Here is a 20,316-nt window from a genome sequence, read left to right on the forward strand (position 1 = left end):
CACCCTAGACCCGCGGCGGGAAGGGGATGCACGACCCACCACACCATCCTCAAGGACCACAATGACCGAAACTCGACCCGCACGCACCGCAGCCCGCTATGGTGCCGTCGTGGCTCTCGCTGGCGCGCTCATCACCCCCGGAGCCGCTCTGACCGGTACCACCATCGCTTACGCGGAGACCCCCGCAGCCACCCAGCAGGCGGATAAGGCTACCGTCACCATCTCCACCGAGAAGTGGCGCGAAGGTAAGCTCGTGCTGCGCGGAACCGGCTTCACTAGCACCGCTCCCGGCCGCGGCGCAGTGTTTGCTGTGAAGTTCCTCGACGCCCTGCCGGATGAGGTTCACCAGGCACGTAACCCGCTCACCAATGAGGGCGGCAACTCGCCCGCAAACTTCATGGGAACCGCTAAAGAGGACGGCACCTTCGAGGTTGAGGTATCCCTGCCGACCCCCGAAAACACCGGTCTGACCGCTGAGCAGCTGAAGAGCAAGGGCTGGACCGTGGAGGGTACCAGCCACCGTATCCAGGTGCTTTCCGGCTCCCTGGGCGGTATGGATGCGGACGGTAACACCTACGACCGTCGTGCATCTGTGGCGCAGAATATTACGCTGAGAGACCCGGCTCCGAGCCCGGCACCGACCGCAGAGCCCAGCGCAACCGCTGAGCCTTCTGCGACTGCCGAGCCTAGCGCTGAGCCTACTGTTAAGCCCAGCGCAACTGCCGAGCCCACCGCGGAACCGAGCGCTACCGCTGAGCCTTCTGCAACCTCAGAGCCCAGCGCAACCGCTGCGCCTTCTGCGACTGCTGAGCCCACTGCGGAGCCGACCCCCGAGCCGAGCGCAACCGCAGACCCTACCCCCGCACCCAGCGAAGACTCGAAAACCTGCGCCCCCGCTGACGACTCCTTCACCCCGCGCCTGACCATCGAGAACCCCAAAGCGGTTCAGGGTGGCAAGTTGCACCTGACCGGTGACGGCTGGTGCAACCCCGAAGACAAGAAGGCATCCGTTATCGGCCTGAAGATTGACGATGGCAAGGTATCCCGTAACGACGCCACCGCGGTCAACGATAACCGCACCATCTGGGCTGTCATCACCCCCGATGAAAACGGCCATATCGACACCTGGATTGACCTGCCCACCCGCGCAAACGCAGCCTTCAAAAATGATGAAGACGCCGCCAAGTACGCCTCCGGTGAGCACACTCTGCGACTGCTGACCGGTAGCCTGCGTGAGGGTGACCGATCCGGAACCTACGGCGGCGCCAACAGCCAGGGCGGCATCAACACGACCTTCACCATTGGCGAGTACGCCCCCGGTGACGCACCCGAGCCGGTCAACGCCTCCGATCTGACCGATGGTCACGGCGTGCAGGTGAGTCGTGACGGTTCCACCGTGACTGTGACCGTGCCGAACGCTGAACCGGGCACCTGGGTGTATGCCGCGACCTACCTCGGTAACTCCCCGCAGACCCTCTACGGCTCCGGCTGGAAGCGCCTGGACGGCAACCGCAGCTTCAGCTATGAAACCAGCGTGAGCATGCCCGCCGCCACCTACCGTGTGGTCGTGCACAACGGTAACCAGGGCGCTGACAATGCGGTGCTCGGTTTCGCAGACATGATCGTGGAACGTGCTGTTACCCCTCGTCAGGAAGTTTCCCGCGATGAGCAGGACGCCTCCGACCAGCTGGTTGAAGAGCTGAACGAGAACCCCGCAACCGCAACCTCCACGGCACCTGTGCCCATGCGTAACGCGGGCGGTCGCATCAGCACCCGCGCTACCGACGTGGATGCATCCCTCGCCGCCCTGTCGCAGAGCACCGCTCCGGTTGTGAACCGCGTGCAGGCTAAGGCGAAGGTTCAGAGCGCGCAGAAGTCCCTGGGTACCAGCCTGCAGAAGACTGACGGCGCCGCGAAGAAGGCTGCGAAGGCCGCCGCCGGTTCGAAGAACTCGCAGAACACTCAGGGCTCGCAGGGAACTCAGAACTCCGTAGCAGGCACCAAGGCGCAGGGCCCGGTCATTGAGGGTACCGAGCTGACCGGTCTGACCAAGTGGCTGGTCAACAACGCCAATAACCTGCTGCTCTCGGCGGCTGGCCTGGTGGTTTTGGCTGCGGCTCTGATCCTGCGTACCTCCAAGAAGTAAGCTCTCTCAAAAAGTAAGCTCTGACCACACATTCATATCGGCACCGGCTCACGCCCCGCACTCTTGACTCCGCACCCTTGAACAGGGGCGTGGACCGGGTGCCTCACTAACCACTCGGGTCGCAACCCGCTGAACTGCACTGACCTACTGAACTGTACTGACACGAACCCGGTAGCGTTCAGTGTCGACCCCGGTAATTTTGAAAGGACCACCATGCGTGCACCTTTTTCGGGAGCCCCGAAGGCATCCCTGACCTCTAAGGCGCTGACCGCCTGCGCCGCAGCAACCCTGGCGCTTGGCTTGGGCGTTGGCACCGCATCCGCTCTGCCTCCGGGCGGTGCGAAGGCGTCTACCCCCGGCACCTCCTCGACCGTTTCCTCCTCGGTGAGCGAGCACGGCGTGATTTCCTTTAGCGTGAGCGGCTTCCCCGCGAACACCGTGGTGTCCGTGAAGGTGGACGACGGCGACCTGTGCCCCTCCGATGCGGCTCAGGGCGCGTGCGTGGTGCACCAGCAGAAGACCGATAGCAACGGCAACGTCTCCGGTTCCTTCGTTCTGCCGGATGTAGGCGCTGGCACCCACACCCTGCGTTTCCTTGCGACCGGCGAGAAGCGTGACAAGGACGGCAAGTACCTGGGTACCGAGGCGTACACTAACCGCAGCCCCGAGTTCACCGTGGTGGGCGAAGGCGGTTCGGATAATTCCTCCTCGAACTCTTCGGGTTCTTCCTCGAACCGTGGCTCTTCTGGCTCGAAGGGCAACGGTGGTTCCTCGAACGGCGGATCGAACTCTAATAGCTCCGACTCTGCAGATGAGGCTCAGGGCTCTAACGATTCTAACGAGTCCTCGTCCAATGGCGGCTCGAACGGTTCCTCGAATGGTTCGGCAGGCGGTGCGGCTGAGGCTGAGACCGTGTACACCGACGCTGAGGGTAACACCATCACCAAGGAGGAGTACGACCGCCTGAACGCGGAAGCTGGCTCTTCCGGTACCTCCGCCTCCTCCGCTCCCGCTGCTTCGGCTTCGGCAAATGCCCAGAAGAAGGCGACCGCTTCGGCGAGCGCGTCCTCTTCGGCTGTTGCGCGCGGTACTGCGTCGAGCCCGAGCGCTTCGGCTTCGGCTAACACCGCGTCCACCGTGCAGACTGTGACCTACGGTGCTGCGTTCCCGTGGGTTGGCGTGGTGGTTTTGGGCGTGAGCGTGGTGGCTGCCGCTGCGCTGCTGCTGGCCCGCAAGCGCTAAGACTTAACGTCGGATGCGGGTGGGGGGAGTACCCTGCCCGCTCCGGCGTTTCTCTCATTATCTACCGGTGTGCCGGGTGCCCCTCCTGTGGGGTGCCGGGTGTGCCTCCCTGTTTTCTTGTATCGAGCATAAGGAGCATAGTGGCCCGCACGAGCTCATTGTCCCGAGGTGTTCAGCAGGAGAGTACGTCCCGTCAGGGTTCTGTGATTCAGGGGCAGAAGTTGGGTAAGCGCCTGGCTTTTCTGTTCTTGTTTGCGGTGCTTTTGGTGGGTGCTGTGGCTGCTTCTTTGCTGTTCGGATCGAATAATCTTCCGCCGGATCAGGTTCTGGCTGTTTTCAATGGCACTGCTTCTGAGCAGGCGCAGACGATTGTGCTGGAGCAGCGTATTCCGCGTACCCTGGTGGGTCTTGCGGCGGGTGCCGCGTTGGCGGTTGCCGGTTCGTTGATGCAGTCGTTGACTCGTAACCCGCTGGCTGAGCCCGGCCTGATGGGTGTGAATGCCGGTGCTGCGGTGGCTGTGATTGCTTCCGTGGTGGTTTTTGGTGTGATGGGTATTTGGCAGTACATGGTTGCTGCGACGATTGGTGGCGCGTTGGCTGCGGTGCTGGTGTATACGCTGGGTCGTGGCCGTGACGGGTCAATCGTGAAGCTTGCGTTGGCGGGTGTGGCGATTTCTGCTGCACTGTCGGCGATTGCGCAGGGCTTGATTTTGGCTGATCAGGATGCGTATAACGAGTTCCGTATCTGGGTTGCCGGTTCGCTGGAGGGCCGCGGTATGGATATTGCGTCGACGGTGGGTCCGGTGATTGTGCTGGGTATGCTGGTGGCGTTCTTTGTGGCTCCTGCGATTAATGCTCTGAGTATGGGCGAGGAGGCGGCGACCAGCCTCGGCGTGAGTGTTCGTACGACCCAGAATTTGACGTTGCTGGCGGTGACGGTGCTTGCCGGTGCTGCGACTGCTGCGGTGGGTCCGATTGGTTTTGTGGGTTTGGCGGTACCGTTTGTGGTGCGTGCTCTGCTCGGTAATGATGTGCGCTGGGTGAATTATGGTTCGGCGCTGTTGGGTCCGGTGTGGCTGCTGTGTGCTGACGTGTTGGCGCGTGTGCTGGTGGCTCCGCAGGAGACTCAGGTGGGTATTGTGGCGACTCTTGCCGGTGCCCCGGTGTTCTTGTTCTTGATGACTCGTCGTAAGGTGGAGGCTCTCTAATGTCGAATTCTTCCGCTCTTTCGATGGCGACCGCTACCACCCCAGCTAATCGTTCGGCGCGTCGTCACGGCCGCGATTTGGGTGGCCGCCCGGTGCTGACGGTGCGCGGTCCTGTGAGTGCTCAGGTGCCGTGGCGCGTACTGATCCTGAATGTGGCGTTGGTGGTGCTGATTGCGGCACTGGCGTTTTGGGGCATGTTGCAGGGTGACTACAAGATCGCCCCGGAGAAGATGATCCCGGCGCTACTGGGTGAGGGCAAGCAGATTACGGTGGCTTTCGCTCAGCAGCGTGCGGCGCGTATTGTGGCGGCGCTTCTGGTGGGTGCGGCACTTGGTCTCTCAGGTGCGATTTTCCAGGTGATTTCGGGTAATGCCCTGGGATCGCCGGATATTATCGGTTTCACGAATGGCGCCGCGACCGGTGCGCTGTTGCAGATTATTGTGTTCAATTCCGGCCCCGTTGAGGTTGCCCTGGGCGCTGTGGTTGGTGGCTTGGCGACCTCGGTGCTGGTGTGGTTGTTGACGCGCCGCACGGGTCTGCACGGTTTCCGTCTGGTGTTGGTCGGTATTGGCGTGGGGTCGACCCTGGCTGCCTTCAATGCGCTGCTGGTGGTGCGTGCTTCGCTGACTCAGGCGCAGACCGCGGCGTCCTGGCTTGCCGGTTCGCTCAACGACATCACCTGGGAGCGCACCTACGCGCTGCTGGGTCTGCTGCTCGTGGTGACTCCGCTGCTGCTGATGCTGGTCCGCCCGCTGGGCGCGATTCGTTTTGGTGACCAGGTGGCATCCGGTTTGGGTGTGAGCGTGAATGCGTACCGTGTGGCGGCTCTGTTCATCGGTGTGCTTCTGGTTTCGCTGGCGACCGCGACGACCGGCCCGATTGCCTTCGTCGCCCTGGCGGCACCGCACATCGCGAAGACTCTCGCCCGCAGTGGCGGGGTGGGCTTCACCTCCGCGGCACTCATGGGCGCGCTCATGGTGCTCGGCTCCGACCTGATTGGCCGTTTCGCTGTTCCCGGACGCATCATTCAGGTGGGTGTGGTGACCGGTGCGATTGGTGGCCTGTACCTGATTTACCTGATTTACCTCGAAAGGAAGAAGAGCTAGTGAACACTAGTGTGACGACCCGCCTTGAAGGCGAGAACATGGTGGTTGCCTACGGTGAGCATACGGTGCTCAACGGGGTAGATTTTCAGGTGCCGGAGGGGGAGCTGACCGTCATCCTGGGCCCGAACGCTTGCGGCAAGTCGACCACCTTGAAGGCTCTTGCTCGCGTGAACCCGCTCAAGAAGGGTGAGGTTCGCCTGGATGGCACCCCGCTGCCGCAGATGAAGTCCCGCGCCATCGCTAAGATTCTGGCGATGTTGCCGCAGACCCCGGAGGCGCCGAGCGGCGTGACCGTGGCGGATGTGGTGGCGCGCGGCCGCTACCCGCACCAGTCGCTGCTGCGTTCCTGGTCCGATGAGGATGAGCGCGCCTGCGTGGAGGCGATGCAGGCGGCGAACGTGCTGGAGCTTGCGGAGCGTCCCATTGAGGCGCTCTCGGGCGGTCAGCGTCAGCGCGTGTGGATCGCCATGACCTTGGCGCAGCAGACCCCGCTGATTCTGCTCGATGAGCCGACCACCTACCTGGATATCACGCACCAGATTGAGGTGCTGAACCTGACGAAGAAATTGCATTCCGAAGGCCGGACTGTAGCCGTGGTGTTGCATGACCTGAACCTTGCTTTCAGGTATGCTACTCATGTTGTGTTAATGAAGCAGGGCCGGATTATCGCTCAGGGTGATCCGCGTGCAATAATTACACCGGAACTTATTCAGGAAGTTTTTGACCTGCAATCGGTCATTATTCCTGATCCGTGCACTGGTACCCCTTTGGTGATTCCGAAGGAGAACCAAACGATTCATATTGCCGCTGACGCTATTTCGGCGGCCCGCGAAAGCGAGTAGTTTTCGCCCCTAAGCCGCGTGGGAGTTTGCACCAACCGTCTCAGTACGGGTGGAAAAGCTAGGCATTGCGCCAAGCAGCGAACGTTAGGATCTGAGGGACCCAGGATCCCCTGCGCGTAGGGCGCCTACCCGGTGCTCGCCCGTCTTTGACGCATGAACGGATCCGAGCACTGGGTAGGTTCCATTTTGGGAACCCGTAGATGAGGCACCGAGACTGCCGCATGAGACTTTGAAAGTTGTAACTTGAGAGGTTTGATGCACGGTCTCGGTGCCTCATCTCATTTAACTTCTGAACTGGCTTGGGAGGGGGGGCTGGTCTGGAGGGGTGAGGGTGGCGGCTTCGTGTTTGGGTTTGAGGAGCGTGTGCTCGCTGTCATTCTTGTCATTTTTTGGTTCTTTCGCTTTTTCCTTTGGCTGGAGTTTGGGTAAGGGATACCATAGAGTGAGGTAGTGGAGGCTAACTAACGATAATGCGCCTCCTCACCGATTCTCACCGATTGAGTGTTTCCACAGACCAAGGAGGAACCGTTGGGCGAGCACGAACCCACCGCGACCGCTCCCGCGCAGAACACTTCTGCACAGGCTGCTTCTGCGCAGCCTCGTACCGTTGCGCCGGCTGTGCGCCCGACCCCTCCCAAGACCCCGCGCCCCGTACCGGCACCGCGCGTGGACAGCCCGCTCATCAGCGCCCTCATTGCCGAGGCTGTCAGCCCCGAAGAGCTGAACGCCCGCATCGTTGAGGTCGTCTCCGAAGGCACTCCCATCATCGAGCCGGTGCACCTTGACGACGGCACCATCAGCGAGAACGAGCGCATCGTCACCTTCCTGTACCACAACGAGCAGGCGGAGCAGGTGCTCATGTTCATCAACCGCCTGACCGATGAGAAGAACCTGGACCGTTCCCTCATGGCCCGCATCAAGGGCACCGGCTGGTGGCAGCTGAGCATGCAGATGGAAACCACCTGGCGTGCCTCCTACAACTTCTTGCCGGCGCTGCCCGGCGAGCGCCCCGCCTGGCTGGGCGATGACGACCAGGTGCGCCTGCGCGCCGCCCTGGACTCCGGCGAGGGTGACCCGCTGAACCCCGAGACCGTGTGCAACCGCATCGGTCGTTGCATGGGTGTGGTGCAGCTTGAGCACGCGCCGGTGCAGGAGTTTATCCTGACTCAGGAAGAGATTGACGCACTGCCCGCCCCCGAGTGGATGCAGACCTCTGACGGCCACCAGTACGTACTCGGTCGCGTGGGTAACCCCGCCCCGGATGCGCCGCTGTTCATCCAGTTCGACGGTGAGATGTGGTTCAGCCAGGGCATGGAGCAGACCCTCAACCGCGCCCATGAGGCGGGCCGTATTCCGGCGATGCACGTGTTCTTCCTGCACTCTGGCGGTCGTGAGAACCGCTGGAAGGAACTGAACGGTGACAACCCGATTGCCGACTACCTGGTGGAGATTGCGTTCCCGCACTTGGAGGCGGTGCACGGCATTAAGACCGACCCGCAGAACATCGTGATTAACGGTCAGTCCCTGGGCGGCTTGTCCTCCCTGTTGGCGGTGTTGAGCCGCCCGGAGGCGTTTGGCGGCGCAATCGCACAGTCTTCGTCGCTGTGGCAGCCGCAGGTCATGGACCGCCTGGACGAGCTGGAGGCGGCGGGCGAGATTGACCGTCTGCGCCACCTGTACCTTGAGATTGAGGTGGGGGAGCAGGAGTGGGTTTTGGTTCCTCATCACCGTGAGCTGAAAGCGCGTCTGGAAAAGCTGGGCCTGGAGAGGGCACACTGCACGACCTTCAACGGCGGTCACGATTATGCGTGCTGGCGCGGTGCGATTGTGCCGGCGTTGGAACGTATTATTGCTGCCAGCCGGGAGGCTGAACGCACTGAGCCAGGCTCTGAAGAGGACCAGCGAGAGGTAGCCTAGGGCTCCGCCCGGGTAGAGCACACCCCGTATGGTGGGCGTGCGGGGTTCCCGTTAGGGTAAACACCGCCGCGCCCGTATCCTAGAGAAGTACAGCCTAAGAAGAGTGCAACACTACCGCGCCGCGAGGGGTACCGAAAGGTACCCGGCGTAGGTTGTGCACCCGCTCTCATTGACGAGATGGCATCACGCTGCGAACGCACGCAGCACGTGAGCGCTATAGAAACCGCAAACGACACAGAAATCGAGAGAAGATGACCGTAGAACGTAGCCCCCTGGCCCCCACACCGCTCATCCCCGAGTCTTTTGCCGCGAAGTACCGCGAAGCTGGCTACTGGATTGACCAGACCATCCCCGAGTTCCTGCTGGATGCCTGCCGCGCGAAGCCGCACTTCCCGGCGCTGGTGGCGATTTCGCACGCGCAGCTCGATGAGGACGGCAAGCCCCAGCAGATTCGCCTCTCCTACGGTGAGCTGGAGGCGGCAGGTCGTGCCGCTGCGGCGCGCCTCATTCAGGCTGGCGTGCAGCCCGGTGACCGCGTGCTGCTGCAGCTGGGTAACACCGCCGAGTACCTGGTGTACCTGCTGGGTATTTTCTGGGCGGCAGCTCTGCCGGTGTTCTGCCTGCCGCAGCACCGCACCACCGAGCTCGTGCACTTTGCGACCCGCACCGACGCGGCGGCGCACGTGTTCTCTTCGCTGACCCCCGGCGCAGATTTCGCCGCCCTGCACGAGGACGTTGCCGCCGAGTTGCGCAAGAACTCCCTGGAGCCGCCGGTTGCTATTGACGTTGCGGAGCCGCTGACCCCGCTGACCGAAGAGGAGCTCGCTGAAGAGTTTGTGCCCGGCGTCGTTCAGAACACCGAGAACCTGCGTGCGAGCGAGCAGGTGGCGTTCCTGCAACTCTCCGGCGGTACGACCGGCATTTCGAAGCTGATTCCTCGCACCCACGCCGCCTACCTGTACTCGGTGCGCGGCTCGGTCGATATTTGCAAGCTGAACAACAACACGACCATGCTCGTGGTGCTGCCCGCCGCCCACAACTTCACGATGAGCTCGCCCGGTATTCTGGGCGTCATGTGCGCCTCCGGCAAGCTGGTGTTTGCGGCGGATCCGTCCCCGCAGACTGCGTTCCACCTCATTGAGATGGAGGGTGTGACCACCTCCGCGCTGGTGCCGCCGCTGGCTCAGGCGTGGGTCGCCTCCGCGGAGAAGCGCGATGTGTCCCTGCCCTCCCTGCAGACCCTGCAGGTGGGCGGCTCGAAGCTGGCTCCGGCGGTTGCAGGCAAGATTGAGTCCGTGCTCGGCTGCACCGTTCAGCAGGTGTTCGGCATGGCTGAGGGACTGGTGAACTACACCCGTTCCACCGACCCGATTGAGATGCGTCTGAGGACTCAGGGCTACCCGATTAGCCCCGACGACGAAATTCTGATTGTTGATGATCAGGACCAGCCGGTTCAGCGCGGCGAGAGCGGCCACCTGCTCACCCGCGGCCCGTACACGATTCGCGGCTACTACCTGGAGGAGAACGCGAACCGCTACGGCTTCACCGAGGACGGCTTCTACCGCACCGGCGACATTGTGCGCCTGGTCGCCGGCAAGTACCTTGAGGTGACCGGCCGCGCGAAGGACCAGATCAACCGCAACGGCGAGAAGATTGCCGTGGACGAAATTGAAGAGCTGGCGCTGACCCACCCCGACGTTTTTGACGCCGTGGTTCTGGGCATCCCGGATGAGACTGTGGGCGAGCGCGTCGGCCTGGTCATTGTGCCGCAGGAAGGCGCCGACCTGGGCGAAAACCCGCGCCGCACGATGCACGAGTTCTTCACCTCGAAGAAGCTTGCCGACTTCAAGATCCCGGAGCGCGTGCAGGTTCTGCAGGAGTTGCCCACCACGAACGTGGGTAAGATTTCTCGCCGCGAACTGCGCGCCAAGCTTGCCGAAATTTTCGGCTAAACCCTTATCGGTTAAACCCTACGCCCGTATTCCTACCCCTACTTGAGGAGAAAAATGTCCGCACTTGAGACCCTGCACCCCATCATGGAGAAGTACATCGTCGAGCCCGACTCCCTGCAGACCGCTTTTGACGAGCCGACCACCGACCTGTTCTCGCTGGGCCTGGACTCGATGGGTTCCTTCGCGCTGCTCGATGATCTTGCCGCCGAAGGCGCCGTGATTGAGTTTACTGAGCTGGTGGAGAACCCGACCGTGGAGTTCATCGCCTCCCGCCTGGGCTAAGCGTTACCGCACCCCGAGTGCCCGCCTGCCGCGCATGCAGACGGGCGCCCGGGGTGTTTGCTACTCGCCTCGCTCGCCCCGCTTAATCTGTGCCGTCTCGCGCCGTATTTTGTGGCGGAGCTCTTGGCCGCGTTCATGCCGGAGACTTGGCTGGGGTTGCCACTGTCGGTTTACCCTAGTCAGCGCACTTCTGCCAGCGCGAAACGGCGGGGCAGTAGCCTACCTTTCACACACCGCATATCATCCCTAATCCAGACCCTTACTCCAGACCTTTGAGAGGCCACCATGGGCGTAGCTGATACTACCGCACCCGATAGCTTCGGGACTGCTTCCGACCTTCGCACCGCCGCGACTGACCCCGCATCGCACAGTGCTGACAGTCCCTGGCTGCCGCTGACCACGAACGCGCGCGGCATCTACTTTGCCGCCGCGATTGACCCGTCGAACCCCTGCTACAACACCGCGGAGGTTCTGCAATGCCCCGCGGACACCGACCTCGATCTGCTGCGTGAGGCGCTGGTGCAGCTCTACCGCGAGAACGAGGGCTTCCGCGTGCGCACCCGCATTGCCGATGGTGGCGCCTCCCAGCAGATTCTGCCGCTTAAGGCATTCCTCGCGGGCATTGACCTGCTCGTGGACGAGGGCGAACTGGAGGAGGGGGAGCTGAACGGCACCGCGGAGGCGGGGGAGGAGAACTCCTCTGACCTGCCCGGTTCATCCTTGCCCGCGCCGGTGCGCGCCTGGGCGCAGCGCCTGCTCGCCCAGCCCCTCACTACCGATGAGGGCGTGACCGTGCGCAGCGCGGTGGTGCGTTACGGCGGGTTCCTCTGGGTGTACCATTCCTTCTCCCACGTGGTCGCCGACGGTTTCGCCGCGTTCAACGGCCTCTCCCGCGTGGCGGCGATATACCGCGCCCTGTCCGCCGGTCAGCCGGTCCCGGAAACCCGCCGCATGAGCCTGCAACAGCTGCTCGATGCCGACGAAGCCGCCTCCACCGCACGTGACGAAGACGTCGCCTTCTGGGAGGCGAGCGGCGCCCTGGAACAGGAAGACACCTCCCTGGCGGGTCGTACCGCCTCCCCGTCGGCGCGGTCTGTACGCCTGGCATTCAGCATTGACGTGCCCACCCAGCAGGCTCTGCTGGATGCGGCAAAGCAACACGCCGTCTCCTGGCCGGTGCTGGCGACCGCCGCCGTGGGCTCGTACCTGGCGCGTGTGGGCGGCTACCCGCAGGCTTCGTTCGGCGTGCCGCAGATGAACCGCATGTTCGCCCGCACCCTGCCGGAGGCGACCCGCGCCCTGGGCGCGGCGAGCGCGCAGACCGGCTGTACCGCGGTGAACGTGCTGCCGGTGCAGGTTGCGGCGACCGGCCCCATTGCGGAGTCCCTGCACTCGGTGAAGGAACAGTACGCCCGTAACGCTGAGCATCCGCTGGCTCGTCAGGAAGACCTCGAACGTACCGCACGTAACGCCCAGTCCAGGCTGTTTGGTGCGCAGATTAACGTGGTGCCCTTCGACGCGGTGCTGCCGCTGGCGGCACCCTCCAAGGATGAGTCCGGATCCGCGGTACCGACCGCGCGCATCCACAATATCTCTGCCGGTCCCGTTGCTGACGCGACCTTCACCTTGCGCGGCATGCCCGGCCGCGGCAACAGCATCTCCTGCGAGATTGATATGAACCCGGCGCTCTACACCGCCAAGGAGCTGGAACGCCACGCCGCCCGCCTGAGCGAGTGGCTGCCCGCCTACGCCGCGGAGGCTCAGCGCGAGGGCGCCTCCCTGAACAACCTGGGTTTGGCGACCGAGGCGGAGCTTGCGACCCTGTGCGAGCTGACCGCCCCGGCGCTGACCGAGCATCCGCTGGAGTACAAGACCCTGCTGGGTCGCTTCCGTGATGCGGTGGCGGCGCATCCGCAGGCGCTCGCGGTGCTGGATTCTGCCCCCGCGCCCGGTGAGGTGCTCACCCCCGAGTCGGAGCGCGCCTACGCTTTTGACCGCGCCCTCACCTACGCCGAGCTGGATGAGCGCGCCCGTGCGCTTGCCGCGCAGCTGCTGGACTGGGGCGTTCGCCCTTCCGATGCGGTGGGTCTGCGTGTGCACCGCGGCGCCGAGCAGTACGTGGCGCTGTACGCCCTGCTGTACGCTGGAGCGACCTACGTGCCGGTGCTGCCGGATCTGCCTGCCGAGCGTGTGGGCGTGATGATGGAGGACGCCGAATGTTCCCTGCTGCTGCACGGGCCCGGTCTGCATCCGCTGAGTGCGCAGGAGCTGAACCCGCAGGATCCGCAGCGTCACGCGAACCTGCCCCAGCACACCCTACCGCAGCTGAGCATCGAGGAACCTGTACAGGCACCCGCCGCAGAAGAGCTTCCGGGCACGAAAACCGGTCTGGACGAGGACGCTTACGTGCTCTTCACCTCCGGCTCCACGGGCAGGCCTAAGGGCGTTGCCATCAGCCACCGCGCGATTGATAACCGCCTGCGCTGGCAGCAGCACCAGATTCCGGTGGGGGAGGGCGACCGCGTTCTGCACAAGACCCCCATCTCCTTTGACGTGCACGTGTGGGAGCTGTACTGGCCGCTTGCCGAGGGTGCCGCCGTGGTCATTGCCGCCCCGGATGGGCACCGCGACCCCGCCTACCTGGCGCGCGTGATTGTCGAGCAGTCCGTCACGGCGGTGCACTTTGTGCCGACCATGCTTTCGGCGCTGACCTCTTCGCCGGCGGCGCGCCGCATCCTCTCTGATGCCGGCTTCGGTCAGGATCGGGAGCAGCCCCTGCGCTACGTGGTCTGCTCGGGCGAGGCTCTGCAGAAGGACCAGGTGCAGGCTGCGGGCGAGGTTCTGGGCGTGTACCCGCTGAACCTGTACGGCCCGACCGAGGCGGCGGTGGACGTGACCTTCTGGGAAACCTCCGCCGACCCGCAGCGCGAGAGCGTGCCCATTGGCGAGCCGGTCTGGAACACCGGCACCCTGATCCTTGACCCGACCGGCCACCCCGTGCCGGTGGGCGTGACGGGTGAACTGCACCTATCGGGCGTGCAGCTGGCGCGCGGCTACAAGAACAACCCGCAGGCGACTGCGGCGGCTTTTGTGGAGCAGGCTCCTGCCGGTGCACTCGCGCTGCTGAACGGTGAGAGCCAGCGCCTGTACCGTACGGGCGACCTGGCGTGCTGGGAGATTCTTCCCGACGGCCGCGCCGTTATCGGTTACCGTGGCCGCACGGATTATCAGATTAAGGTGCGCGGTCAGCGCCTGGAGCTGGGCGATATTGAGATGGCTCTTGCCGCGGTTGAGGGCGTGAGCGCTTCGGTGGCTCTGCTGTACCGCGGTCTGCGTGAGCCTGCCCTGGCGGCGGTGCTGGAGGTGGGCGACGTGCCCGCCGAGCGTGCTGAGCAGCTGGTGGAGGCGGCGCGCGAGCATTGCGCGCAGGTTCTGCCGGACTACATGGTTCCGACCCTGTGGCATACCCTGCCTGCTCTGCCGGTGAGCCCCTCCGGTAAGGCTGATCGCAAGCTGTTGGCGTCCCTCGACCTGACCCCGCAGACTTCTGACGCTGAGGGTCCGCACGGTCTGCTGGAGCAACAGCTGTGTTCGATTATTGCGGGTGTGCTGGGTCGTGAGCGTTTCGGCGTGGATGAGGATTTCTTCGCTTCGGGCGGTCATTCGCTGGCGGCTCTTGAGGTGATTGCCGCGGTTGAGGAGCAGCTGGGTCTGAGCGTGAGCATCGGTGCGCTTTTTGCGCATCCGACCGTGCAGGATTTGGCGGCGTCCATTGCGGGCGAGCGCGGCGAGGGTGCGGAGTTCGCGCCTGTTCTTCCACTGCGTGAGCAGCCCGTTGTCCCCGATACTACCGATGCCCCCGCGCCGCTGTTTATTCTGCCGCCTGCGGGTGGTTTGGGCTGGTGCTATGCGGGGTACCTCTCGCATCTTCCGGCTCAGCAGGGTGTGTACGCTTTGCAGGCTGAGGCGTTCTCTGACCCGAATGCCGGGTTTGCGTCGAGCCTGCAGGAGCTGGCTGAGCGCTACTTGGAGCTGATTGAGAAGACTCTGGCGGAGCGTTCGCTGCCGCGTCGTTTTGCGTTGATGGGCTGGTCTGTGGGCGGTACTGCCGCGGTGCAGGTGGCGGCCCTGGCGCAGGCTGCGGGTGCGCTGGTTGAGCGTGTCATCCTGTTGGATGCGTATCCTTCGGAGCAGTGGCAGGGTGTGCCTGCGCCGGATGAGCAGGAGAGCTTCCGTGCGCTGCTGCGTATGGGCGGTTTGCCGGAGCCTGCCGCTGATGAGCAGCTTGACCTGCCGGGTACGTTGGAGCGTCTGCAGAAGGCGGGTTCGGCGATGGGTTACCTGCCGGAGGAGAAGTTGGGCGTGTGTCTGGGTAGTATGCGTGCTTCGGCGGCGTTGATGCGTGGTGCTGAGCAGGCGTTCTTTGATGGTGATGTGCTGCTGGTGGGTGTGCCGCATGAGGATCAGCCGTATTTGGATGCGGAGGGTTGGGCGGCGCATGCGTCGTCGTTCCGTGCGGTGCTGCTGGAGGGTACGCACCCTGATCTGGTGAATCCGGCGCGTTTGGCGGAGGTGACCGGCCACTTCGCCGATTAGCCCTCTCTATCTGCAGAGTAGTTAATAAATTAAATGTCCCCGATTGATGAATCATCAATCGGGGACCTTCTATTTATTGGTTTTTGAGAACCCACTCTTTATATCGGAGATAAACTTCTGATAGCTGCCGTCGCTGTTCTTCTAGTTTTGTTTCGTTATCTCGAATGAGCGGTTTTTGATATGAAGCTACAAGATTGGCAAGACCTTGAGCCATTCCTGTATCTTTACTGCATTGTGCTTCAATGACACTGATTCGAATTTCTTCTTCCGATGCCGGGGCATTATTATCACCACTAGCGCGGGTTGCATTTGATAGTTCTTGTGTTTCCCATTCATAGTCGCCTTTTCGTGGCGTTAGACCTTTATCCGATAGGCATTTCCACCATGCTTCACGGTATTTTTTCCATTCGGGATGATTCATGGCAGCTGCATAGGATTGGCCGTGGATTCGACGATAGGCTTCTCTGAGGCCACTTTGCTCTTCGAGGCTGATGCCGGCAATCTCTTTCAACGTGGCTAAGATTTCAGGCATGCACTGTTCCATGATTTTTGTGTCATAGCCCCCGGATGATGGTGCATTCCCGGGTCGCTTGTAGTTTCCATATTTGGCGGAGTATTCGGGGTTCCAGAGGCCAAACTCGCGACCGGACGAAAAGAATTTCCTATCTTCTACATCATCCGGGATATATATTTCGTAGGATTGGCCGTGTTTTGCGAAACAGCGCTGCCTGAGAATTTCCAAGGCTTGATTGTAATACTGGGAATTTTCATCGAAACTGTCATTGTATTCTTCGAGTGGAGTAATGATTCGGTTGTTTTTATAGTCTAGAGTTGCTTGGGCTGTTTCATCACGTTCTAGTTGCGGGCCTGTAGAACAGGATGTGCAGGCTAGCGTGAATGCAAACGTTAAAGCCATTGCGGGCTGAAAGAATTTCTTGAGGTTCATAATTCTCCCTCCTTAATTGGATAAAGAATATGCGGCAGTAAAGAAAGCGGGGCTGTTTTTTGCTGATTGTTGCAAAGCATATGCCTCGGTGAATACGGGTGTCGAGAGAATCTGGAATCTATGTGAATCCCAGAGCGATAAGCAGAATCTCGGGGGAGTGCCTGCTAGCTGGGGAGCGCACCCATAGCGAAAGGCCAAGACGCTATGGCAGACCACGCACAAGGGTGTTTCTGCAGCGTCGTTACTGCTGGGAGAGTGTTCTAGAGCTTCATCATGAACCCCTAAGAGTTATGGAGGGCAAATGCCCGTAGATGAGTGAGTCGTGCCCTCCGTAATGTTGACCGGGCACCCTGAATATCCACCAATGCTGTGGTGAATATCATAGTTAAGGGTAGTTAAAGGCTACCACCGGCTAGGTAGACACGGCAACCAAAACTCCGGTCACGTCTGATTTATTACATAAGAAATGCGTAGTCAACGAGAATATCAACAGGAAGCAGCTTGGGTACCCTGCGCCTCCTCACAGTTAAAACACGAATGCCCCCGGTTGATGAATCATCAACCGGGGGCATCGTTTAGCGTCTAACGCAGAACCGGGGTTCTACCGCTAAATGCTTAGTGCTGCTCCAGCTCGGAGTTAGCGTTCACGTTCAGCAGGTCGTACTTAGCGAATGCCTTCGCGGGAACGTCTGCTGCAACCTCGCCGCGCTTTGCCAGCATCTGCAGGGTGCGGACAACAACCGACTCTGCATCGATGTGGAAGAAGCGACGTGCACCCGGGCGGGTGTCTGCGAAGCCGAAGCCGTCAGCACCCAGGGTTGCGAAGTCGTTCGGAACGAACTGGCGGATCTGGTCGGGAACCTCCGAAGCGAAGTCGGTGGTCGCGATGATCGGGCCAGCAGCGCCTGCCAGCTTCTGGGTCACGTAAGGAACGCGAGCGGGCTGGTTCGGGTTCAGCAGAGCCTCTTCCTCAGCGGCAATGCCGTCGCGGCGCAGCTCAGTCCACGAGGTGACGGACCAGACGTCTGCGGAGACGCCCCAGTCCTCAGCCAGCAGCTTCTGAGCCTTCTCAGCCCACGGAACAGCAACGCCGGATGCCAGCAGCTGTGCCTTGGGGCCGGAGGTCAGCGGGGACTCGCTGATCTTGTGGATACCCTTGATGATGCCCTCAACGTCAACGTTTGCCGGCTCAGCAGGCTGGTGAATCGGCTCGTTGTACACGGTCAGGTAGTACATGACGTTGTGGTCTTCGTCCTTGGTGCCGTACATCTGCTCGATGCCGCGCTCCACAATGTGAGCAATCTCGTAGCCGTATGCCGGGTCGTAGATCTTGAACGCCGGGTTGGTGGACGCCAGGATCGGGGAGTGACCGTCGTTGTGCTGCAGACCCTCACCGGACAGGGTGGTACGACCTGCGGTTGCACCAATGACGAAGCCGCGGCACAGCTGGTCGGATGCTGCCCAGAAGCCGTCGCCGGTGCGCTGGAAACCGAACATCGAGTAGAAGATGTAAATCGGGATCATCGGCTCGCCGTGGGTGTCGTAGGAGGTACCGATAGCGGTGAACGCTGCGGTTGCGCCTGCCTCGTTAATACCCACGTGAACGATCTGGCCCTCGGGGGACTCGGTGTAGGTCAGCATCAGCTGGTGGTCAACGGGCACGTAGTTCTGGCCGTTGGGGTTGTACAGCTTAGCGGACGGGAAGAAGGAGTCCATACCGAAGGTACGTGCCTCATCGGGGGTGATGGGAACGATACGGTGACCGAAGCCCTTCACACGCATGAGGTCCTTCATCAGGCGGACGAACGCCATGGTGGTAGCAGCGGTCTGCTTGCCGGAGCCCTTCTTGGTCTGTGCGTAGACCTTGGACTCGGGCAGGGTAATCTCGGGCTGTGCGTTTGCGCGACCCGGGATGTAACCGCCGAGTTCCTTACGGCGTGCGTGCATGTACTGCAGTGCCGGGTGGTTTGCCTCGGGCAGGTAGTACGGCGGGTTGTACAGATCCTTCTCCAGCTCCTCGTCGGAGATGGGGATGTTCAGGTGGTCACGGAAGCCCTTCAGTGCTTCCATGGTGAACTTCTTGATCTGGTGGGTGGAGTTACGTGCCTCGAAGTAGGGGCCGAGCTCCGCACCCTTAATGGACTGTGCCAGGATGACGGTGGGCTTGCCCTTGGTCTCCATAGCTTCCTTGTAGGCTGCGTAGAGCTTCTTGTCGTCGTGGCCACCCAGGCGCAGGTTGAAGATCTGCTCGTCGGTCAGGTCTGCAACCAGTTCCTTGGTCTCGGGGTACTTGCCAAAGAAGTGCTCGCGGATGTAGCCGCCGTCTTCACCGCGGAAGGTCTGGTAGTCACCGTCGAGGGTCTCGTTCATCAGCTGGATGAGCTTGCCGCTCTTGTCCTTCTTGAGCAGCTCGTCGTAGTCGGAGCCCCACAGGACCTTGATGACGTGCCAGCCTGCGCCGCGGAAGAATGCCTCAAGCTCCTGAACGATCTTGCCGTTACCGCGAACGGGGCCGTCCAGACGCTGCAGGTTGCAGTTGACGACGAAGGTCAGGTTGTCCAGGTGCTCGTTTGCAGCCAGCTGCAGTGCGCCACGCGACTCGGGCTCGTCCATCTCGCCGTCGCCCAGGAATGCCCAGACGTGCTGCTCGGAGGTGTCCTTGATCTTGTGGTTGTGCAGGTACTTGTTGAAGGATGCCTGGTGGATAGCGTTCAGGGGGCCCAGACCCATGGAAACGGTCGGGAACTGCCAGAACTCGGGCATGCAACGGGGGTGCGGGTACGAAGGAATACCGTTTGCGCCCTTGGTCTTCTCCTGGCGGAAGCCGTCCATCTGCTCTTCGCTCAGGACGCCCTCAACGAATGCGCGGGAGTAGACACCGGGGGAGGAGTGACCCTGGAAGAAGACCTGGTCGCCGCCACCGGGGTGGTTACGGCCGCGGAAGAAGTGGTTCTGGCCCATTTCGTAGAGGTCAGCGACACCTGCGAAGGTGGAGATGTGACCGCCAACGCCGATGCCCTTCTTCTGGGCACGCTGAACCATGATTGCTGCGTTCCAACGGATCCATGCGCGGTACTGGCGCTCGAGTTCCTCATCGCCGGGGTACTCGGGCTGCTGGTCTGCGGGGATGGTGTTGATGTAGTCGGTCTTGACCAGAGTGGGGACCTTTACGCCCTTTGCGCCAGCCTCCTTGAGCAGCGCGCGAAGGATGTACTCTGCACGCTCGGTGCCGTGAGTCTTGATAAGGTCCTCGAGGGACTCAGCCCATTCCTGGGTCTCTTCTACGTCGATGTCCTTGAGGCCATCAAGAAGGGTGCTCAGGGAGTGCTCGTTCGGTACGTTAGCCAAACTAATCCAACCTCTCTTCTGTGCGGTTGTGTAGATTGTTCGCCGCGATGTTGCATTGTCGAACAATCTCTGCGTTTAAGCGCTATAGATCCGTGGGGTCTACTTCGCTACTTATCTCTACTATCTTAGACCTAAATGTGGGCTTCTTGGCATCAAACGAAGGTTTTTGTGATGTGGGTTTCGTGGCTTAGCTCTCTGAGCGAAAAATATGCGCATCAAAAGTGCTAGTTAGGGTCTTTTTGTATCTAAATAGTGCGGAATGGTGGGGGTGGCGGAATGGCGCGGAATGATGGGGCATGACCTACCTATAAGGCCGAGGGTCAACATGGCTTGATGTGGCTTGCTGTGGGGTGAGTTGCGAAAAAGAAAAAAATATTGAGACATAGAACACGTATCTCGGATTTGCGTGGCGCCTCAAAAGCCCGTATAGTTTTCTCTTGTGTTCGCCACTGGAACAAAAAACAGTGAGAACTACGGGTCTTTAGCTCAGCTGGTAGAGCGCCACGTTTACACCGTGGATGTCATCGGTTCGATCCCGGTAGGACCCACCGCTAACCCCGGTACCGCAAGGTGCCGGGGTTTTTGTGTACCCGGTTTGTTTACCCATTGAGCTGCCGCGAGGGTACCCGGCGGGAAGCTCACGAAGATAATCCAGCAGGAACCGTGATTCCTTCGGGCATAAAACTGTACTCCACCTATATATAGCCTGCCCTAAGCGCGTATCCTTATAT

Annotated in this window: 11 protein-coding genes and 1 tRNA gene; 10 read left to right on the top strand and 2 right to left on the bottom strand. The window is 61.6% G+C overall.

Translation table 11 applies throughout. From position 1 onward, the window contains the following. Window positions 1-61: 61 nt before the first annotated feature. The 9 genes from RM6536_RS07290 to RM6536_RS07330 all read left to right on the top strand — a co-directional run bounded on the left by RM6536_RS07290 (window position 62) and on the right by RM6536_RS07330 (window position 15,291). Window positions 62-2,146, top strand: a complete 2,085-nt coding sequence (locus tag RM6536_RS07290) for a hypothetical protein (protein ID WP_060824612.1) — start codon at window positions 62-64, stop codon at window positions 2,144-2,146. A gap of 213 nt (window positions 2,147-2,359) precedes the next feature. Beyond that, window positions 2,360-3,388: a hypothetical protein gene (locus RM6536_RS07295; protein WP_060824613.1), complete on the top strand. Its 1,029-nt coding sequence runs from the start codon at window positions 2,360-2,362 to the stop codon at window positions 3,386-3,388. 140 nt (window positions 3,389-3,528) lie between these two features. Next, window positions 3,529-4,596, top strand: a complete 1,068-nt coding sequence (locus RM6536_RS07300; protein ID WP_081094666.1) for a FecCD family ABC transporter permease — start codon at window positions 3,529-3,531, stop codon at window positions 4,594-4,596. Continuing rightward, window positions 4,596-5,702 carry a FecCD family ABC transporter permease gene (locus RM6536_RS07305; protein ID WP_060824614.1) on the top strand — a complete coding sequence of 369 codons (1,107 nt, stop codon included), beginning with the start codon at window positions 4,596-4,598 and terminating at the stop codon, window positions 5,700-5,702. The genes RM6536_RS07300 and RM6536_RS07305 overlap by 1 nt, the downstream gene beginning before the upstream one ends. After that, window positions 5,702-6,544: an ABC transporter ATP-binding protein gene (locus RM6536_RS07310; RefSeq protein WP_060824615.1), complete on the top strand. Its 843-nt coding sequence runs from the start codon at window positions 5,702-5,704 to the stop codon at window positions 6,542-6,544. Before RM6536_RS07305 ends, RM6536_RS07310 begins: the two co-directional genes overlap by 1 nt. 528 nt (window positions 6,545-7,072) lie before the next feature. Continuing rightward, window positions 7,073-8,461 carry an enterochelin esterase domain-containing protein gene (locus RM6536_RS07315; RefSeq protein ID WP_060824616.1) on the top strand — a complete coding sequence of 463 codons (1,389 nt, stop codon included), beginning with the start codon at window positions 7,073-7,075 and terminating at the stop codon, window positions 8,459-8,461. Window positions 8,462-8,712: 251 nt separating this feature from the next. Then, the gene (locus RM6536_RS07320) at window positions 8,713-10,413 is read left to right on the top strand and encodes a (2,3-dihydroxybenzoyl)adenylate synthase (protein ID WP_060824617.1); all 1,701 of its coding nucleotides are present in this window, start codon (window positions 8,713-8,715) and stop codon (window positions 10,411-10,413) included. Window positions 10,414-10,467: 54 nt separating this feature from the next. Next, window positions 10,468-10,695 (top strand): phosphopantetheine-binding protein, encoded by a 228-nt coding sequence (locus tag RM6536_RS07325; RefSeq protein WP_060824618.1) that lies wholly within the window; start codon window positions 10,468-10,470, stop codon window positions 10,693-10,695. A 285-nt stretch (window positions 10,696-10,980) separates the two neighbouring features. After that, window positions 10,981-15,291 carry a non-ribosomal peptide synthetase gene (locus RM6536_RS07330; RefSeq protein ID WP_171840182.1) on the top strand — a complete coding sequence of 1,437 codons (4,311 nt, stop codon included), beginning with the start codon at window positions 10,981-10,983 and terminating at the stop codon, window positions 15,289-15,291. A 73-nt stretch (window positions 15,292-15,364) separates the two neighbouring features. Here the strand turns inward: RM6536_RS07330 and RM6536_RS07335 are convergent, their stop codons facing one another. Together RM6536_RS07335 and aceE are read right to left on the bottom strand one after the other, a co-directional pair. Next, window positions 15,365-16,237, bottom strand: coding sequence for a hypothetical protein (locus RM6536_RS07335; RefSeq protein ID WP_060824619.1), 873 nt, complete (start codon window positions 16,235-16,237; stop codon window positions 15,365-15,367). A gap of 615 nt (window positions 16,238-16,852) precedes the next feature. Then, on the bottom strand, window positions 16,853-19,585 hold the full coding sequence (gene aceE, locus RM6536_RS07340) for a pyruvate dehydrogenase (acetyl-transferring), homodimeric type (protein WP_060824620.1): 2,733 nt from the start codon (window positions 19,583-19,585) through the stop codon (window positions 16,853-16,855). Between the two features lie 475 nt (window positions 19,586-20,060). Between aceE and RM6536_RS07345 the strand changes: the two genes are divergently transcribed. Beyond that, window positions 20,061-20,133: transfer RNA gene (locus RM6536_RS07345), tRNA-Val, on the top strand. The last annotated feature ends 183 nt before the right edge of the window (window positions 20,134-20,316 follow it).

The sequence above is a fragment of the Rothia mucilaginosa genome (assembly GCF_001548235.1).
Classification (GTDB): Bacteria; Actinomycetota; Actinomycetes; order Actinomycetales; family Micrococcaceae; genus Rothia; species Rothia mucilaginosa_B.

Coding starts and splice junctions, on each gene's coding strand:
- RM6536_RS07290 (WP_060824612.1), top strand. CDS start 62: ATGACCGAAACTCGACCCGCACGCACCGCAGCCCGCTATGGTGCCGTC.
- RM6536_RS07295 (WP_060824613.1), top strand. CDS start 2,360: ATGCGTGCACCTTTTTCGGGAGCCCCGAAGGCATCCCTGACCTCTAAG.
- RM6536_RS07305 (WP_060824614.1), top strand. CDS start 4,596: ATGTCGAATTCTTCCGCTCTTTCGATGGCGACCGCTACCACCCCAGCT.
- RM6536_RS07320 (WP_060824617.1), top strand. CDS start 8,713: ATGACCGTAGAACGTAGCCCCCTGGCCCCCACACCGCTCATCCCCGAG.
- RM6536_RS07325 (WP_060824618.1), top strand. CDS start 10,468: ATGTCCGCACTTGAGACCCTGCACCCCATCATGGAGAAGTACATCGTC.
- RM6536_RS07330 (WP_171840182.1), top strand. CDS start 10,981: ATGGGCGTAGCTGATACTACCGCACCCGATAGCTTCGGGACTGCTTCC.
- RM6536_RS07335 (WP_060824619.1), bottom strand. CDS start 16,237: ATGAACCTCAAGAAATTCTTTCAGCCCGCAATGGCTTTAACGTTTGCA.